Origin of the sequence: Onishia taeanensis, from assembly GCF_013349955.1 — a bacterium.
Taxonomy (GTDB): Bacteria; Pseudomonadota; Gammaproteobacteria; order Pseudomonadales; family Halomonadaceae; genus Onishia; species Onishia taeanensis_B.
Genome location: NZ_JABVXC010000003.1, coordinates 257,004 through 273,441 on the forward strand (window position 1 = coordinate 257,004; position 16,438 = coordinate 273,441).

Annotated in this window: 15 protein-coding genes; 14 read left to right on the plus strand and 1 reads right to left on the minus strand. The window is 63.1% G+C overall.

Features of this window, described 5'->3' with window-relative positions:
• Positions 1–266: 266 nt before the first annotated feature.
• The 9 genes from glcD (at position 267) to HUS66_RS05925 (ending at position 9,410) form a co-directional block, all read left to right on the plus strand.
• Positions 267–1,766, plus strand: a complete 1,500-nt coding sequence (gene glcD, locus HUS66_RS05885; protein WP_175070017.1) for a glycolate oxidase subunit GlcD — start codon at positions 267–269, stop codon at positions 1,764–1,766.
• An 86-nt stretch (positions 1,767–1,852) separates the two neighbouring features.
• Positions 1,853–2,953 (plus strand): glycolate oxidase subunit GlcE, encoded by a 1,101-nt coding sequence (gene glcE, locus HUS66_RS05890; RefSeq protein WP_175070018.1) that lies wholly within the window; start codon positions 1,853–1,855, stop codon positions 2,951–2,953.
• 78 nt (positions 2,954–3,031) lie between these two features.
• The gene (glcF, locus tag HUS66_RS05895) at positions 3,032–4,264 is read left to right on the plus strand and encodes a glycolate oxidase subunit GlcF (protein WP_175070019.1); all 1,233 of its coding nucleotides are present in this window, start codon (positions 3,032–3,034) and stop codon (positions 4,262–4,264) included.
• 200 nt (positions 4,265–4,464) lie between these two features.
• A complete protein-coding gene (locus tag HUS66_RS05900; protein WP_175070020.1) occupies positions 4,465–4,866 on the plus strand; it encodes a GlcG/HbpS family heme-binding protein in 402 nt (133 codons plus the stop codon).
• A 424-nt stretch (positions 4,867–5,290) separates the two neighbouring features.
• The gene (locus HUS66_RS17760) at positions 5,291–5,425 is read left to right on the plus strand and encodes a hypothetical protein (RefSeq protein ID WP_254628713.1); all 135 of its coding nucleotides are present in this window, start codon (positions 5,291–5,293) and stop codon (positions 5,423–5,425) included.
• Positions 5,426–5,600: 175 nt separating this feature from the next.
• The gene (locus tag HUS66_RS05910; RefSeq protein ID WP_175070021.1) at positions 5,601–7,238 is read left to right on the plus strand and encodes a BCCT family transporter; all 1,638 of its coding nucleotides are present in this window, start codon (positions 5,601–5,603) and stop codon (positions 7,236–7,238) included.
• Positions 7,239–7,884: 646 nt separating this feature from the next.
• Positions 7,885–8,175, plus strand: a complete 291-nt coding sequence (locus tag HUS66_RS05915; RefSeq protein WP_175070022.1) for a hypothetical protein — start codon at positions 7,885–7,887, stop codon at positions 8,173–8,175.
• 131 nt (positions 8,176–8,306) lie between these two features.
• Positions 8,307–8,927: a flavin reductase family protein gene (locus HUS66_RS05920; RefSeq protein ID WP_175070023.1), complete on the plus strand. Its 621-nt coding sequence runs from the start codon at positions 8,307–8,309 to the stop codon at positions 8,925–8,927.
• A 216-nt stretch (positions 8,928–9,143) separates the two neighbouring features.
• Positions 9,144–9,410: a DksA/TraR family C4-type zinc finger protein gene (locus tag HUS66_RS05925; RefSeq protein ID WP_175070024.1), complete on the plus strand. Its 267-nt coding sequence runs from the start codon at positions 9,144–9,146 to the stop codon at positions 9,408–9,410.
• A 42-nt stretch (positions 9,411–9,452) separates the two neighbouring features.
• On the opposite strand, the gene HUS66_RS05930 is transcribed toward HUS66_RS05925, so the two are convergent.
• On the minus strand, positions 9,453–10,370 hold the full coding sequence (locus HUS66_RS05930) for a DMT family transporter (protein WP_175070025.1): 918 nt from the start codon (positions 10,368–10,370) through the stop codon (positions 9,453–9,455).
• Positions 10,371–10,682: 312 nt separating this feature from the next.
• Between HUS66_RS05930 and ftsH the strand changes: the two genes are divergently transcribed.
• From ftsH to HUS66_RS05955, 5 genes are all read left to right on the plus strand, one after another.
• Positions 10,683–12,509, plus strand: coding sequence for an ATP-dependent zinc metalloprotease FtsH (ftsH, locus tag HUS66_RS05935; RefSeq protein WP_175070026.1), 1,827 nt, complete (start codon positions 10,683–10,685; stop codon positions 12,507–12,509).
• A gap of 240 nt (positions 12,510–12,749) precedes the next feature.
• Positions 12,750–14,321, plus strand: coding sequence for a carbon-nitrogen hydrolase family protein (locus tag HUS66_RS05940; RefSeq protein ID WP_175070027.1), 1,572 nt, complete (start codon positions 12,750–12,752; stop codon positions 14,319–14,321).
• A gap of 3 nt (positions 14,322–14,324) precedes the next feature.
• Positions 14,325–15,131 (plus strand): zinc-dependent peptidase, encoded by an 807-nt coding sequence (locus HUS66_RS05945; protein ID WP_175070028.1) that lies wholly within the window; start codon positions 14,325–14,327, stop codon positions 15,129–15,131.
• 178 nt (positions 15,132–15,309) lie between these two features.
• Entirely contained in the window at positions 15,310–16,134 is an 825-nt protein-coding gene (locus tag HUS66_RS05950) for a glycosyltransferase family 2 protein (RefSeq protein ID WP_175070029.1), read from the plus strand.
• Complete coding sequence (locus HUS66_RS05955; protein ID WP_175070030.1) at positions 16,131–16,430, plus strand: lipid-A-disaccharide synthase N-terminal domain-containing protein; 300 nt, start codon at positions 16,131–16,133, stop codon at positions 16,428–16,430. The genes HUS66_RS05950 and HUS66_RS05955 overlap by 4 nt, the downstream gene beginning before the upstream one ends.
• Positions 16,431–16,438 lie beyond the last annotated feature (8 nt).

Consider the following 16,438-nt stretch of genomic DNA (forward strand, 5'->3'; position numbering starts at 1 on the left):
AAAGTACTATCAACGTAATTATCGCAGTCCCTCGCTCTGACACGAGCAAAACCGGTCGAACGGTCACCACAGCCATGCTGCTACCGGCAGCCAACCACTTCCATGGAATTAATTTCCACAATTAGACTAAAGATTGGCCAAACCAATGTACCGAGCACTAGACAGTCGACGTCAGAATCCTCAGATTGAGTATATGCAGCAATAAGCCAGCGGGGCCCAGACCGGCAAGCTCTGTGGGCCAGTGCCTGGATGACCGGAGACTGACCATGAACATCCTCTACGATGAACATCTCGACGGCGCGATTGCGCCCCACGACAAGGCCGACGTGCTCGCCGACCTGAGTCGGGCCATTCCGGACCTGACCCTGCTGCACCACGAGGAAGACCTTCGTCCCTTCGAGTGCGATGGCCTATCGGTGTACCAGGTGTTGCCAATGCTGGTGGCACTGCCCGAGACCCTCGACCAGGTCGAGACATTGCTGCGTCGCTGCCACGCCCTGGGCGTGCCGGTCGTCACCCGCGGTGCCGGCACCGGCCTTTCCGGCGGCGCTCTGCCCCTCGAGCAGGGCGTGCTGCTGGTGATGTCGCGCTTCAAGCGCATCCTCGAGGTCGACCCCGAGGCCCGCGTTGCGCGCGTGCAGCCCGGCGTACGCAACCTGGCGATCTCGGAAGCCGCCGCACCCCATGGTCTCTATTACGCGCCCGATCCTTCCTCGCAGATCGCCTGCTCGATCGGTGGCAATGTCGCCGAGAACGCAGGCGGGGTGCACTGCCTGAAATACGGTCTGACGGTGCATAACGTGCTCAAGATCGAGGTAATCACCATCGAAGGCGAGCGCATGACCCTGGGCGCCGAGGCCTTCGACGCGCCGGGCTTCGACCTGCTGGCCCTGTTCACCGGTAGTGAAGGCATGCTCGGGGTGATCACCGAGATCACCGTCAAGCTGCTGCCCAAGCCCGAAACCGCCAAGGTGCTGATGGCAAGCTTCGACGACGTCGAGAAGGCCGGCCGCGCGGTGGGCGAGATCATCGCCGCGGGCATCATCCCTGGCGGCCTCGAGATGATGGACAAGCTGGCGATCCGCGCCGCCGAGGACTTCGTCAAGGCCGGCTACCCGGTCGAGGCCGAAGCCATTCTGCTCTGCGAGCTCGACGGCGTGGAAGCCGACGTGGCCGACGACTGCGAGACGGTGCGACGCGTGCTCGAAACCGCCGGCGCCACGGATATCCAGCAGGCCCGCGACGAGGCCGAGCGAGCGCGCTTCTGGGCCGGTCGCAAGAATGCCTTCCCCGCCGTGGGTCGCATGTCTCCCGACTACTATTGCATGGACGGCACCATCCCGCGCCGCGCCCTGCCAAGCGTGCTCAAGGGCATCGCCAGGCTATCCGAGGAATCGGGGCTGCGTGTCGCCAACGTCTTCCATGCCGGTGACGGCAATATGCACCCGCTGATCCTGTTCGATGCCAACCAGCCCGGCGAGCTTGAGCTTGCCGAAGAAGTCGGCGGCAAGATTCTCGAACTCTGCGTCGAGGCCGGTGGCAGCATCACCGGCGAACACGGCGTGGGGCGCGAGAAGATCAATCAGATGTGCGCCCAGTTTCAGCCCGATGAGATCACGGCCTTCCATGCGGTGAAGGCGGCCTTCGACGAGCACCGCCTTCTCAACCCGGGCAAGAACATCCCGACCCTACAGCGCTGTGCCGAGTTCGGTGCCATGCACGTGCACAACAACGAGTTGCCGCATCCAGAGCTGCCGCGGTTTTAATCGAATGCTTCCCCGGTTCTGACCAAGGCGGCCACGGCAGTCAGAGACAGCCGCCGTGGCGCAGGCGAGACGCACAAGGATTCATCATGTCTGAGCAATACACATCACCCCGCGATCAGGACGCCAGCGCAGAGCTTGGCGAGCAGATCCGCCAGGCAGACGCCGCTGGCTCGCCGCTGAGAATCGTCGGTGGCGACACCCGGAGCTTTTATGGCCGGACGGTGGAAGGCACGCCGCTGTCACTGGCCAACCACCGCGGTATCACCCATTACGATCCGGTCGAGCTGATTGTCTCGGTACGTGCTGGCACGCCACTTGAGGAACTTGAGGCGGCACTTGATGCAGAGGGCCAGATGCTCGGCTGCGAACCGCCTCGCTTCGGTGAAACCAGCACTGTCGGCGGTATGGTCGCCACCGGGCTATCCGGCCCGCGCCGCCCCTGGTCTGGCGCAGTGCGCGACTTCGTGCTCGGCACCCGCGTGATCGATCGCGCCGGCCGCGAACTGCGCTTCGGCGGCGAGGTGATGAAGAACGTCGCCGGCTACGACCTCTCGCGCCTGATGGTCGGCGCCCAGGGCACCCTTGGTGTGGTCAGCGAGGTGTCGATGAAGGTGCTTCCCAAACCCGCCGCCAGCGCCAGCCTGCACCTGGACATGCCGTTGGAGAAGGCGTTGGATCGACTCACCGAATGGGGCCGCCAGCCGCTGCCGATCACCGCCGCCGCCTACCTGGAAGGCGCCCTGCACCTGCGTCTGGAAGGCGGTGCTAGCTCGGTGGCCGCGACCCGCGAGCGTCTTGGCGGCGACGAGCTCAAGGACGGCTTCTGGCAGGCGCTGCGGGATCTACGCTTGCCCTTCTTCGCAGGCGACGCCCGACCACTCTGGCGGCTTTCATTGCCCAACCATACCCCGCCGCTTTCACTTGCCGGCGACACGCTTTTCGACTGGGCCGGTGCCCAACGGTGGCTGAAGAGCGACGCCGATGCCGAGGAAATTCGCGCCGCTGCCAGCAGCTACGGTGGTCATGCCACCTGCCTGGGCGCCAGCGACGCACGGGGCTGCCCCCAAGGTGTGGCAGAACCCTTCACGCCGCTGGCACCGGTCATCGCCAAATACCATCGTCGCCTCAAGGCCGAACTCGACCCGAACGGGATCTTCAACCCTGGCCGCCTCTACGGCGACTGCTGAGCTCGGTAACAGCTCGAACGGCTCCCGGAAAGCAGCACAACGGGAACGCCTGAAGAGACAGCCCGAAGAGAGAGCCCGATGCAGACTCATTTCAGCCAAGACGATCTCCAGAAGCCGCATATCCGTGAGGCCGACCGGGTATTGCGCAGTTGCGTGCACTGCGGCTTCTGCAATGCCACCTGCCCGACCTATCAACTGCTCGGCGACGAGCGCGATGGGCCCCGCGGCCGTATCTACCTGATGAAGGAATTGCTGGAGAGCCGCGATGACGACCACCAGGTCACCGAGGAGACTCGGCTACACCTGGATCGCTGTCTGACCTGCCGCAACTGCGAGACGACCTGCCCCTCCGGCGTCGAATACCACAAGCTGCTCGACATCGGCCGCGCCGAAATCGAGCGTCGCGTACCCAGAAGCCTGCCGGAGCGGGGCCTGCGCTTCGGGCTGCGCAAAGCGCTGGTCGACCCCGCTCGCTTCAAGGCCCTGCTCGCGCTGGGCACCGCCTTCAAACCGCTGGTGCCGGGGCGGCTCAGCAGCAAGATGCCGCCAGCGCCGGTGGATGCCGGCAAGCGCCCCGAGGGCAGGCGCCATGCGCGCCAGATGCTGATTCTCGAAGGCTGCGTACAGCCCGGTCTCTCGCCCAACACCAATGCCGCCACCGCCCGGGTGCTGGACAAGCTCGGCATCGGCCTGACCCCGGCACCCGAGGCCGGTTGCTGTGGCGCCATCGATTTCCACCTGAATGCTCAGGACGCCGGCCGAGAGCGCATGCGTACCAACATCGACGCCTGGTGGCCGCACCTGGAGGCCGGCTGCGAAGCCATCGTGCAGACTGCCAGCGGCTGCGGGGCCATGGTCAAGGAATATGGCGAAGCACTGGCCGACGACCCCGCCTATGCCGAGAAAGCCGCCCGCGTCAGCGCGATGGCCAAGGACCTCGGCGAGCTGCTGGCCAACGAAGAACTGGACAAGCTGAGCATCCAGGATAAGAAGCGGCTAGCCTTCCACTGCCCTTGTACCCTGCAGCACGCCCAGAAACTTGCGGGGAGCGTCGAGGGCGTGCTCACCAGGCTGGGCTTCTCGCTTACCCCGGTGCAGGATGGCCATCTGTGCTGTGGCTCGGCGGGTACCTATTCGATCACCCAGCCAGAACTGGCCACCCAGCTGCGCGACAACAAGCTCGACGCCCTGGAGGCGGGTGATCCGGAGATGATTGTCACGGCGAACATTGGCTGCCAGACCCACCTCGCCGGCGCCGGCCGCACCCCGGTACGTCACTGGATCGAAATCGTCGATGAGGCACTGACATGATGCACTCGACAGCGGATCGTCACGGCACTCACGCATTCAGGTGCCAGACCCATCTGGCCGGGGCCGGCCGCACCCCGGTACGCCACTGGATCGAAATCGTCGATGAGGCATTAACACCAGCTGCGAGCAACGAGCCATAACCCGTAGCCCGTAGCCCGTAGCCCGTAGCCCGTAGCCCATATGAAACAAGGAGATACCATATGCAGACCAAATCCGTACTGACCCTCGCCGATGCCAACATCATCCTCGACGCCGCACAGCAAGAAGCGGAAGCCAACGGCTGGGCCGTGGCCATCGCGGTCGCCGATGACGGCGGCCATCTGCTGGCACTACGCCGTCTCGATGGCGCCGCGCCGATGACCCCCTCGGTAGCCTCCGAGAAAGCCCGCACCTCTGCGCTGGGCGGCAAGGAAACTCAGGCCTTCGAGGACATGATCAACAACGGCCGCACCGCCTTCCTGTCCGCTCCGCTGACCGCCACCCTGTCTGGCGGCGTTCCGGTGCTACACGACGGCCGCATCGCCGGCACCGTGGGCGTCTCCGGCGTCAAGCCGGACCAGGATGTGCAGGTCGCCAAGGCAGGCATCGCCGCCCTGGGCTAAGCCCCCGACGCCGGACCTACCGTTTCTCCCCTTGCCCCCGCCGCCGACAGGCCAAGCGGGGGCTTTTTATGGTCAGCGCCCGTAAGCCTGTCCTCCTGTGCGGCGATGGCTCAGTGGCTGTTCAGGATCCAGTCCAGGAAGGCCATGACGCGGTGATCGGCGAATACGGCGGCGAAGGCGCCATCGCCCCACTGCTGATGACTCGTCGCAGAGGCTACAAGTTCGTTCACTCCACCTCGGACCCGGACCAGCTGTTCGACCGCGAGGCCAATCCGCAGGAGCTGACGAACCCGGTCACGGAGCCCGCTCACCAGGGCCTACGCAAGAATTCAGTGACGAGATCACAAGCCGCTGGGATCTCGAGCAGCTGCATCAGGACGTGCTCGACAGCCAGCGTCGTCGTAAGCTGGTCGCGAGGGCTAACATGAAGGACAGAGTCACACCCTGGGATCACCAGCCGCACTTCGATGCCAGCGTGCAGTACATACGCAACACCATCGACCTGGACGATCTCGAGGCACGCTCCCGCTTCCCGAGAGTCGGCACCCGGCAAGCCTGACCCCACAGCGACGCCGGGCTTCCGACGGCGCTGCTGGATCTGCCTCACTTCCCCATGAGGCCACGCCGACATAGGCTTTGATACGCGGCCGGACCGCCCTCCGTTGATACGGCCCGGCCGACGTATGAGAGACTCTATCGGTTCTTTCGCTTCCCCCTGAAAGGAGCAGTCTTTCATGAGCAACACACAAGAGCCGGCGCCACCACCGGTGGCGAGCGACATGCAGACGGACTATACCGTCGGCCAGGACAATATCGAGGGCAGCCTGGGGCCTTTCGGTTTTGACATCCATAACCGCGTCTTCGCTATCTCGGCGCTGTCCTCGGTCGTCTTCATCATCCTCACCTTGGTGTTCCCTGACCGAGCCGCCAGCATCTTCCAGTCCATCGTCAGCTTCTCCACCGGCACCCTCGACAGCTACTTCATGATCGTGGTGGATTTCTTCATCGTCTTCAGCATAGCGCTAGCCGTGCTGCCCTACGGCAAGGTGCGCCTAGGCGGTCCCGATGCCAAGCCGGAATACGGCTACCTGTCCTGGTTCGCGATGCTGTTCGCCGCCGGCATCGGTATCGGCCTGCTATTCTTCGGCGTGCTTGAGCCGGTCTACCACGCCAACGTCTCCTCACCGCTCAACGTACCCTCGCCCTTCGGCGCCGACGGCACCCTGAATCCAGCCGCTATCGCCGACGCCACGGGCTTGGGCCTAGCCGGCACCTACTTGCACTGGGGCATCCACGGCTGGGCGGTTTACGTGGTCATGGCGCTGGCGCTGTCGATCTTCACCTACAACAAGGGCCTGCCCTTCTCCATTCGCTCGGCCTTCTTCCCGATTCTGGGCGACCGCGTCTGGGGCTGGTGGGGCCACATTATCGACATCTTGGCGGTGTTCTCCACCCTGTTCGGCCTGGCCACCTCGCTTGGCCTCGGCGCCCAGCAAGCCAATGCAGGATTGAATTTCGTCTTCGGACTGGAGGTCAACGACTTCACCCAGGTCGCTGTCATCCTGGCGGTCACCGGGGCGGCTCTGATCTCGGTATGGCGCGGTCTGGACGGCGGCGTGAAGCGGCTCTCCGAGCTCAACATGCTGATGGCCGTGGTGTTCTTCCTGTTCGTGCTGTTCGCCGGCCCGACCCTGGCGGCGCTCGCCGGTTTCTGGAACGGGCTAGAGACCTATGTCACCGAGTTCCTCCCGCTATCGGCGCCCTTCGGCCGCGATGACGATGCCTTCCGCCAGTCCTGGACCATCTTCTACTGGGCCTGGTGGATCAGTTGGGCACCGTTCGTCGGCATGTTCATCGCCCGTGTCTCACGCGGCCGTACGGTGCGTGAATTCGTGATCTGCGTGCTGCTGATCCCGAGTCTATGCATCTTCCTGTGGATGGGCGTATTCGGCGCCACAGCCCTCGAACAGCTCTACTCCAACCCGGCCGGCAGCCTGGTCAAGGAGTACGTGATCGACAACTACAGCCCCGAGCTGTCGCTGTTCGGCATGCTCAACGAGCTGCCGCTGTCTGGCCTGACGTCGACCCTGGGCATCATCCTGGCGCTGATCTTCTTCATTACCTCGTCGGACTCCGGCTCACTGGTAATCGATACCATCACCGCCGGCGGCAAGATCGACGCGCCGCGTCCCCAGCGCATGTTCTGGGCCACGGTGGAAGGTCTGATCGCCATCGTGCTGCTACTCGGTGGCGGGCTCTCGGCACTGCAGGCCGGGGTGACCGCGACGGCGATTCCGTTCTCCATCGTGATGCTGCTGATGTGCTACAGCATCGTCAAAGCCTTGAACGGCGAGCTACGACGCATCACCTAGTAGCGAAGGGCTCACCTAGCCCGCTCCCTCCCCCTGGATATCCAACGTCCGTCAGACGAGAAGATACCAGGGGGAACTTCTCCCCCTCATTACCCATCTTTCTGCACAGCCTTCTGCACCGATGACCGCCTGAGCCCTCCTGCTGGCATCGATCGAGCGTGCCAATAGCAGCCTGCTATCCTAGGATCATGGTCAGTCGCTCCCGCCGGAACCACCGGCCATGAGCATTAGCCCGGCTCCCAGCCCCGACATCAAGGCACCCAAAAATGCCAGTCCCGACTGCTGCATAAAATACAGGCCCAAGCCGACTCCCAGCAGCACCGCGCCGCCTAACGTACAGCTTCCCTTACCTAGTATGTCTCTCATCATCGCCTCCTCGCGCTTCATGCTCTGTTTATGCGCTTGTCAAAGACTGTGCGCTGTTCAGAGACTGTGCGCTGATCCAACCTTAACGGTGCAACTCTCTCCCGCTCTATTAGTCTTAGCCCGCATAGCGACAAGCGCCATTACCCTTTGCAATTCTGGCTGTACAAGTCCGTCATGCACTAAATGGTTGCATGCAACTTAATTATTGAATAAGTTGTGTATAGCATTCGTATAGCAAAATGAATGCAGGAAAGTGCCATTCACAGGACGAGAGGTGCATATGAAACGCATTGTGACCACAGCTTCAGCCTTGACACTGATGATGATGATGTCAGGAGCCGCTCTCGCTGAGCACCATGAAGACACCATGGCTGAACCGACCGGCGTCGACTCAGCAAATGAAGTCAGCGATATGAAATCTGACAGTGACGCAAAGCTGGATGAGGACCAAATCGTCGAAGAAGGCGGTAATGACAGCGCCAACGACATCGAGACGAAAGACAGCGATGCGATGCTGGAAGACGGCGAAGTCGCGCCGGACAGCGGCGTAGACTCCGCTAACGAAGACTAAGTTTCAGCCTCCTTGCTGATACGCCTGACCCCGGCCATGCCGGGGTCTTTTCGTTTTGCCAGCCTCGATCATCCGGCGGCATACTGACGACGCGCCTTGAACACCACCCCGCCAACGCCCGGAGAGGTCTTATGCCCGACAACGTGCATTTCTACCGCCCTGAGGACGGCCACGGCCTACCCCATAATCCCTTCAATGCCATCATCGGGCCACGGCCCATCGGCTGGATTTCCTCGCAGAGCGCCGATGGCACCCGTAATCTCGCCCCCTACAGCTTTTTCAATGCCTTCAACTACACGCCGCCGATCATCGGGTTTGCAAGCGTCGGCTACAAGGATAGCGTGCGGAATATCGAAGCTAGCGGTGAGTTCTGCTGGCAGCTATCGACGCGGGAACTGGCCGAGCCCATGAACCAAAGTTGTGCGGCAGTAGACGCCGACGTGGATGAATTCGCCTTGGCCGGCCTCACTCCCGCGCACTCTCGCATGGTCAGCGCCCCCCACGTCGCCGAGGCAAGGGTCGTCTTCGAGTGCCGGCTCAGCCAGCTTCTACAGCTCGCCTCTGCAGCGGGAGATACCGTCGACACCTGGCTGGTGCTCGGTGAAGTGGTCGGCATACATATCGACCAGACCCTGCTCAAGGATGGCGTCTACCAGACCGCCGACGCCGGTCCGATCCTGCGCGGCGGCGGTCCGGCGGACTACTTCGAGATCACCCCCGAGCAGCGCTTCGAGATGCATCGCCCCGGCTAACGACTCGCGCCGCACAGCGCCCCCATTTGCCAGCCCCGGCAGTCGTGCGCAAGGTCATGCATAAAAAGGGAGAGCGCGCCACCCCAAGGCGTGCCGCCCACCGCTATACCATACTGACGGATAGCGAAGATGCGTCAGCAGCAGGAGAAGGCCCAGAGAAGAAATCGATAGAGAGCGAAATACCAGGCCGGCGCAGGCGCGCCGAAGGAGAAGGACATGGCCGGTGGATGGTCGAAGGATGGTGCCGTGCAGGAGCAGATCGATAGCACGGTGGAAGACGCCCTGGAACGGGCACGCAGCGAGCTTCCCCGTGGGGAAAGCCTTAGATACTGCGAGGAATGTGACGAAGCGATTCCACAGGCGCGGCGGGAAGCGGTGCCGGGCGTGCGCCTGTGCATCAACTGCCAGAGCGAGCGTGACAAGCACCGCTCTGCGGCCAGCGGCTATAACCGACGTGGCAGCAAAGATAGCCAGCTTCGCTAGCGACTCGGACGACATACACGGCAAGGCAGGCGATCACCTCCCCTAGGGGTCCTCGTCTGCCGCAGCTGGGTGCACCCTGAGCTCAAGTCGCCGCTCGTAAAGGCCCTTGGCCACCAGGGTGCCCAGTACCAGGGCTCCGCCGACGAAAGCGATAGGCGTGGGACGCTCGCCAAGAATGCCCCATGCCCACAGCGTGCCCACCACCACCTCGAGCAATAACAGCAGCCCTACCTCAGCGGCCGGCAGGTACAGCGGCCCGCGCTGCAAGAGCGTCACGCCCAACGGCACGATACCCAGGCACAGCCCCAGGATCATCAGCAAGCGCTCACCATCCGGCAGCGTAAGCTCGCCCCCGGCACTGGCCACCAGAGCCCCGCCCAGCCCCACGATCAGCCCCGCGAAGGTCAACATCGGACTCATATCGACGCCCGGCCGGCGGCGACACAGAGTGAAGTTGAGCGCTAGGGTCGTGGCCGCCAGCAGGGCAAAGCCATTGCCCACCAGCGAGCCGGTGCCGGCGTCGTCCGCCACGATCATCGTGATGCCTGCCATGCACAACCCGATCGCAAGCCAGGTGCGACGCGGCAGTCGCTCCTTGAGGATCACCCAGGAGAGCCCCGCCGCAATGATCGACGACGAGGCGAGAATGATCAGCACATTGCCGGCGCGAGTGTACTGATTGCCGAGCACGAAACCGCAGGTGGTCAGGCTGAACAGCAGCGCCACCATGATGCCGGTGCCGCCGCAGCGCCGATAGGCCGCGACCGTATTGCGCCCGTGCCGCGCCACCACCAGCAGCAGAAACCCCAACGCCGAGACCAGGCCTCGCCACATCAGCATCTGCGCATCCGGCAGGTCGATCAGCTTGATCAGCAGCGCATCCGGTGACATGACCAACGCACCACCACCGGTCAGCAGCAGGCCCTGCTGGCGATAAGACAGCCCTTGGTGAACGGGCATGGAAAGACCTCTCATGGATTCAGGAAAAAACGCCTGCACAGCAGGGGCAACTCATCACGCCGGCCACCAAGCCGCATCAACACGAGCGCTATTGCCCCAAAATGGAGCGCCAGGGTGATGACGGAACAGTTAAGCGAACCCGCATATGGATTGCAAAGGAAGTGGCGAGCAACCGTCGTGTAAAACCCTGAGCTGGATCAAGCCGAGCGCGTCGTGGCACGACGTGGGATGGCTACACTAGGAGACATCGGCCCGGTAGCGGGGCAGGCTGTCTGGCGACTCGCAGAACCGCACGGCGTAACGGGGTGTCGCATGGAAAAGAAACACCAGATCAACCTAACGTACGTGATCGTCGCCTTTCTGGCCGTGATGGCCTTCCAGAGCCTGATCAGCCACCAGCGCACGACGGAGTCGATCCCCTATTCCCGGTTTACCCAGATGCTGGATAACGGCGAGATCGCCACGGTGGAAATTGGCGAGGATCGTATCACCGGCACCTATCGCAATCCGCACGATGATGGCAGCACCGGCTTCAGCACTCGCCCCATCGACCCGACTCTGGCCGACAAGCTTGCCCAGTACGATGTGACCTATACCGGGGCGGCCAAGAATACCGTCCTGACCCTCCTGCTGTCGTGGATGGTGCCGCTACTGTTTTTCTTCCTGGTCTGGAGCTTCGTGATTCGGCGCATGTCCGGCAGCCAGGGGCTCGGCGGGATGATGACGCTAGGCAAGTCCAAGGCCAAGGTATACGTCGAAACTGAGACCAAGGTGACCTTCGAGAACGTCGCCGGAGTGGACGAGGCCAAGGACGAACTCAAGGAGGTCGTCGATTTCCTGCGCGATCCGCAGCACTATGGCCGCCTGGGGGCGCACATTCCCAAGGGCATCCTGCTGGTCGGCCCACCGGGCACCGGCAAGACGCTGCTGGCCAGAGCGGTAGCGGGTGAAGCCGGGGTACCCTTCTTCTCGATCTCGGGCTCCGAATTCGTCGAGATGTTCGTCGGCATCGGCGCCGCCCGGGTGCGCGACCTATTCGAGCAGGCCGCCAAGGCCAAGCCCTGCATCATCTTCATCGATGAGCTGGATGCTCTGGGGCGGGCCCGGGGGCCCAGCGTGATGGGCGGGCAAGACGAGAAGGAGCAGACGCTGAACCAGCTGCTGGCGGAGCTAGACGGCTTCGACCCCTCCGAGGGCATCGTGCTGCTGGCCGCCACCAACCGCCCGGAAATTCTGGACCCCGCATTGCTGCGCGCCGGGCGCTTCGATCGTCAGGTATTGGTCGACCGCCCGGAGCGGGTCGGGCGCCGCGCGATTCTCGAAGTGCATATCGGCAAGGTGCAGCACCTGGCTGCGGATGTGGACCTGGATCATCTCGCCGCGCTGACGCCGGGCTTCACCGGGGCGGATCTTGCCAACCTGGTCAACGAGGCGGCGCTTCTGGCGACCCGCCACGACAGCGACCGGGTCAGCATGGAGGACTTCACCAGTGCCATCGAACGCATCGTGGCAGGGCTCGAGAAAAAGAGCCGCCTGCTCAACGTTCATGAGCGCGAGGTGGTCGCCCACCACGAGATGGGGCACGCCCTGGTGGCTTCGGCGCTGCCCGGCATGGACCCGGTGCACAAGGTGTCGATCATTCCCCGCGGTGTGGGAGCGCTGGGCTACACCATGCAGCGCCCCACCGAGGACCGTTTCCTGCAAACCACTGGCGAGCTCAAGGACCGCATGACGGTGCTGATGGGCGGCCGTGCCGCCGAAAGGTTGGTCTTCGACGAGGTCTCCACCGGCGCCGCCGACGACCTGGCCAAGGCCACCGAGATCGCCCGCCACATGGCGACCCGCTTCGGCATGACCGCTGAGACCGGCCAGGTGGTCTACGAACAGGAGCGCCAGGCCTTCCTCGGCGACACTTACGGCACGCTGAGCCCGCGCAGCTATTCAGAGGCCACGGCGCGGGAGATCGACCTCGAGGTGCGCGCGCTGATAGAGCAGGCCTACGAAGAGGCCCAGCGCATCCTCGAGAGACGCCGCAATACCCTAGAAAAGGGCGCGGCCCTACTGCTCGAACGCGAAACCCTGACCGCCGACGATTTCCCCGCCATCAAGGCGCAAGGCGAAAAGGCGCCACCGCAATAGGAGCTGGCCCAAGCGGCAGCGATGCCGTCCAAGACATCTCGTCACCGCGAGGCGAACCGCGATGAGCGAAGCTGACAGGGACGCCAGCATGAATTGCAACAGCCCGAGACCTGCTGCGAAGAGAGCACCCGCCGTCTGATGCGGGCACCCCTGGTTCCCCTGTCCCGCATCGTTGCATCATGGACCGTTCGGCCCCATGTTAGACTGCAACGATTTACTCTGGCGGGAGCCCCGGCACACATGTCCTTAGAAGATCTCCACCTGACGCTGCGCAATCTGACCCTGGACGACTACCCCCAGCTCAAGACGCTGATGGATCGCATCTATCACGACCTGGGAGGCGCCTGGCCCCAGCACACCATCGAGCGCCTGGTCAGCGAATTCCCCGAAGGCCAGATCGTTATCGAAGACGACGAAACCCTCGTTGGCATGGCGCTGACCGCCCGAGTCGACTACGAGGAGTTTTCCAACCCGCACCGCTACGATGACCTGATGGATCAGCGGGAGATCATCCTCAACGCCCCGGAAGGCGATGCCATGTACGGCCTGGATGTGCTGATCGATCCGGCCTACCGCGGCTACCGGCTTGGCAGGCGCCTCTACGAAGCGCGCAAGGATCTCTGCAAGTCCATGAATATGCGAGCGATTCTTGCCGGCGGCCGGATCCCCAACTACCACCAGTACGCCAACGAGATGTCGCCGGCCGAGTACTTGGATCAGGTTTCGCGCAAGGAGATCCACGACCCGATTCTGTCCTTCCAGCTAGCCAACGACTTCCAGGTCAAGCGGCTGCTGCGCAAGTATTTGCCGGAAGATGAGAAGTCTCAGGGCTACGCGACCCTGCTCGAATGGAACAACATCCTTTACGAGCCTGCGGAATCGGTGCTCGACTCCCGCAAGACCCAAGTGCGGGTCGGGGCGGTGCAATGGCAGATGCGCGAGTTTTCCTCGGTGGAAGCGGTCTTGCAGCAGGCCGAATACTTCGTCGATGCCCTGTCCGATTACCAAAGTGACTTCGCGGTATTTCCGGAGCTGTTCAACGCCCCGCTGATGGGCCTGCAGGACCGCGCCGCCCAGCAGGACCAGATCGAGGCGATCCGTTTCCTGGCCAGCTTCACCGAGCGTTTCAAGACCGAGCTGTCGCGCATGGCGGTGTCCTACAACATCAATATCGTCGCCGGCTCGATGATCGAGGAACGGGAAGATGGCAACCTCTACAACATCGCCTACCTCTTTCACCGTGACGGTGACATCGAAGCCCAGGCCAAGCTTCACATCACCCCGCAGGAGCGCCGCGACTGGATCATCGAGGGCGGCGATGACCTTCGAGTATTCGACACCGATGCGGGGCGGATCGGTATCCTGATTTGTTACGACGTCGAATTTCCGGAGCTCTCGCGGCTGCTCGCCGATCAGGACATGGACATCCTCTTTGTGCCCTTCTGGACCGACACCAAGAATGGCTACTTGAGGGTGCGCCATTGCTCTCAGGCCCGCGCTATCGAGAATGAGTGCTACGTCGTGCTGTGTGGCAGCGTCGGCAACGTGCCCTCGATCGAGAACATGGAGATCCAGTACGCTCAGTCCTCGGTGTTCTCGCCCTCGGACTTCCCCTTCCCCCACGATGCCGTGCTGGCCGAGACCACGCCCAACACCGAGATGATCATGTTCTCGGACCTCGACCTGAAGCGGCTCACGGTGGTGCGCAACGAAGGCTCGGTGACCAATCTCAAGGACCGCCGCAAGGATCTCTTCGACCTGCGTTGGCGCGACTGGTCATGGAAGTCAGGCTCTCGCCAGGAAGACAACTGAGTCATGCTCGAGCGGTGGCGGAGCTGGCGGGCGGCGCGTTTCAACGCCCGTCATCCCTTTCCCGAGGACACCTGGAGAGAGGCACGCGCGCGGCTCCCCCTGCTTGCAGCCTTGAGCGATGAAGACGCCGAACGACTGGGCCGGCGAGCTTGGGGCTTCGTTCATGATAAACGGCTGTCACTGCACCCGGCCCTGGCCGATACGGCTTTTGACGAACCGGCCCGCCTGGCACTGGCCGGTCAGGCGTGCCTGCTGACGTTGGGCTGGTCGCAGGCCGAGCATCAGGAAGCCTTCGCCAATGTGCACGAGATCCTGATCCTGCCCGATGCCTTCCCGCGCCACGTCGAAGAAATGGATGAAGCTGGGGTGATGCATGAATACGCCGACCAGCGCGCCGGCGAGACTTCTTTTCAGGGCCCGGTCGTCGTGGCCTACCCCGAACTGATGGCAAGCGGCGACTTCAGCGGCTTCAATGTATTGATCCACGAGCTCGCCCACAAGCTCGATATGGGCAACTCGAGAGATGCCGACGGTTTCCCACCGCTGCCACGCGACATGGCCGCCAGTGAATGGCACCGGGTTTTCACTGCGGTCTGGGACGACCTTCAGGCGCATCTGGCGCGCGGCGAGGACACTCCGATTGACGACTATGCGGCTAGCCATCCGGGAGAATGTTTCGCCGTCTGCTGCGAGCATTTTTTCAGTGCCCCGGACCTGCTCGACAAGGCCTATCCGGCACTCTACTCCCTGCTTTCTCGCTACTTCCAACAAGATCCGCTAGCGCGCCTACCAACTCCCTCTCACCCCTGACCGGCTCGGCCATAGCAGCGCCACCTCAAGACGCTCAAGGCAGTTCTCTGACGGGCCTGCGCCCCATGTCATATCCACTATGCTGCTAAGGCTATGTGGTCTTAAGGCTGCTTTAAGGAAAAGCATGCAAGATACATAGCCTGCTGATGAGACTGTACGGAAGCAAAGAGATGTCATCTTGAGTACACCGCTGGTATCGATCGTCATTCCTGCCAAAGATGAAGCAGGCAACCTGCCTGCGCTGCTCGACGAAGTCGACGCAGCCCTCATCGACATCGACTATGAAGTGCTGGTCGTCGACGATGCTTCCCAGGATGATTCCTGGGCCATGCTAACCCGTCGTGCCACAGCAGATTCCCGCCTGCGCCCCTTGCACCATGACAAGAGCGCCGGCCAGAGCACCTGCGTCTGGCAAGCCGCTCGGGAAGCCCGTGGCGCATGGCTCGCTACCCTCGACGGCGACGGGCAGAACGACCCTGCCGACCTGCCCCGCCTGCTCGAACGTGCCCAGCGCGGCGATATCACGCTGGTGGCCGGCCACCGCACTACTCGCCGCGATGACTGGCTCAAGCGGCTGTCCTCTCGAGTCGCCAACAAGGTGCGTGCGGCCCTGCTCATGGACGACACCCCGGATACCGGCTGCGGCCTCAAGGTGATCCAACGCGAAGCCTTCCTGGCACTGCCCTACTTCAATCACATGCACCGTTTCCTGCCAGCTCTGGTGCTGGCTCAGGGCGGTCGCTGTGTGTCGGTACCGGTCAATCATCGCCCTCGCGGCACCGGCGAGTCCCATTACGGCCTTAACGACCGTTTGTGGGCAGGTCTGCTCGACATACTCGGGGTGATGTGGCTGCGCAAGCGAACTCGTCTGCCGGCACCGGTGAGTGCTTTCGTGGCGCCCTCCGCAGTGGTTTCTGAACCGGCCCCCGGCCATTCAAGCCGTCAACGCTCAGGGGCTGACGCCGACGTGGTCCCGGCCTCAGTGCGAGAAACCTCACGATGAATACAGAATGGCTGTGGATCGGCGTCGGCTTTCTCGGACAAGCCATGTTCTCGGGACGCTTTCTGGTGCAGTGGTTGGCCAGTGAGCGAGCCAAGCGCAGCGTGGTTCCCTTGGCGTTCTGGTTCTTCAGCCTTGCCGGCGGCGTCACGCTGCTCGCCTACGCCATCTATCGCCAGGACCCGGTCTTCATCGCCGGACAGGGCGCTGGCCTGCTGATCTATACCCGCAACCTGATGCTGATCCGCCGTGAGGCCAAGGCTATGTCCGAGCCGGAGCCCGAATCGTCTCAGTCCTGAACCACGCC

What these genes read in the sequence shown, in the direction of transcription:
- glcD (WP_175070017.1), top strand. Translation starts at nt 267, where the DNA reads ATGAACATCCTCTACGATGAACATCTCGACGGCGCGATTGCGCCCCAC.
- glcE (WP_175070018.1), top strand. Translation starts at nt 1,853, where the DNA reads ATGTCTGAGCAATACACATCACCCCGCGATCAGGACGCCAGCGCAGAG.
- glcF (WP_175070019.1), top strand. Translation starts at nt 3,032, where the DNA reads ATGCAGACTCATTTCAGCCAAGACGATCTCCAGAAGCCGCATATCCGT.
- HUS66_RS05900 (WP_175070020.1), top strand. Translation starts at nt 4,465, where the DNA reads ATGCAGACCAAATCCGTACTGACCCTCGCCGATGCCAACATCATCCTC.
- HUS66_RS17760 (WP_254628713.1), top strand. Translation starts at nt 5,291, where the DNA reads ATGAAGGACAGAGTCACACCCTGGGATCACCAGCCGCACTTCGATGCC.
- HUS66_RS05910 (WP_175070021.1), top strand. Translation starts at nt 5,601, where the DNA reads ATGAGCAACACACAAGAGCCGGCGCCACCACCGGTGGCGAGCGACATG.
- HUS66_RS05915 (WP_175070022.1), top strand. Translation starts at nt 7,885, where the DNA reads ATGAAACGCATTGTGACCACAGCTTCAGCCTTGACACTGATGATGATG.
- HUS66_RS05920 (WP_175070023.1), top strand. Translation starts at nt 8,307, where the DNA reads ATGCCCGACAACGTGCATTTCTACCGCCCTGAGGACGGCCACGGCCTA.
- HUS66_RS05925 (WP_175070024.1), top strand. Translation starts at nt 9,144, where the DNA reads ATGGCCGGTGGATGGTCGAAGGATGGTGCCGTGCAGGAGCAGATCGAT.
- HUS66_RS05930 (WP_175070025.1), bottom strand. Translation starts at nt 10,370, where the DNA reads ATGCCCGTTCACCAAGGGCTGTCTTATCGCCAGCAGGGCCTGCTGCTG.
- ftsH (WP_175070026.1), top strand. Translation starts at nt 10,683, where the DNA reads ATGGAAAAGAAACACCAGATCAACCTAACGTACGTGATCGTCGCCTTT.
- HUS66_RS05940 (WP_175070027.1), top strand. Translation starts at nt 12,750, where the DNA reads ATGTCCTTAGAAGATCTCCACCTGACGCTGCGCAATCTGACCCTGGAC.
- HUS66_RS05945 (WP_175070028.1), top strand. Translation starts at nt 14,325, where the DNA reads ATGCTCGAGCGGTGGCGGAGCTGGCGGGCGGCGCGTTTCAACGCCCGT.
- HUS66_RS05955 (WP_175070030.1), top strand. Translation starts at nt 16,131, where the DNA reads ATGAATACAGAATGGCTGTGGATCGGCGTCGGCTTTCTCGGACAAGCC.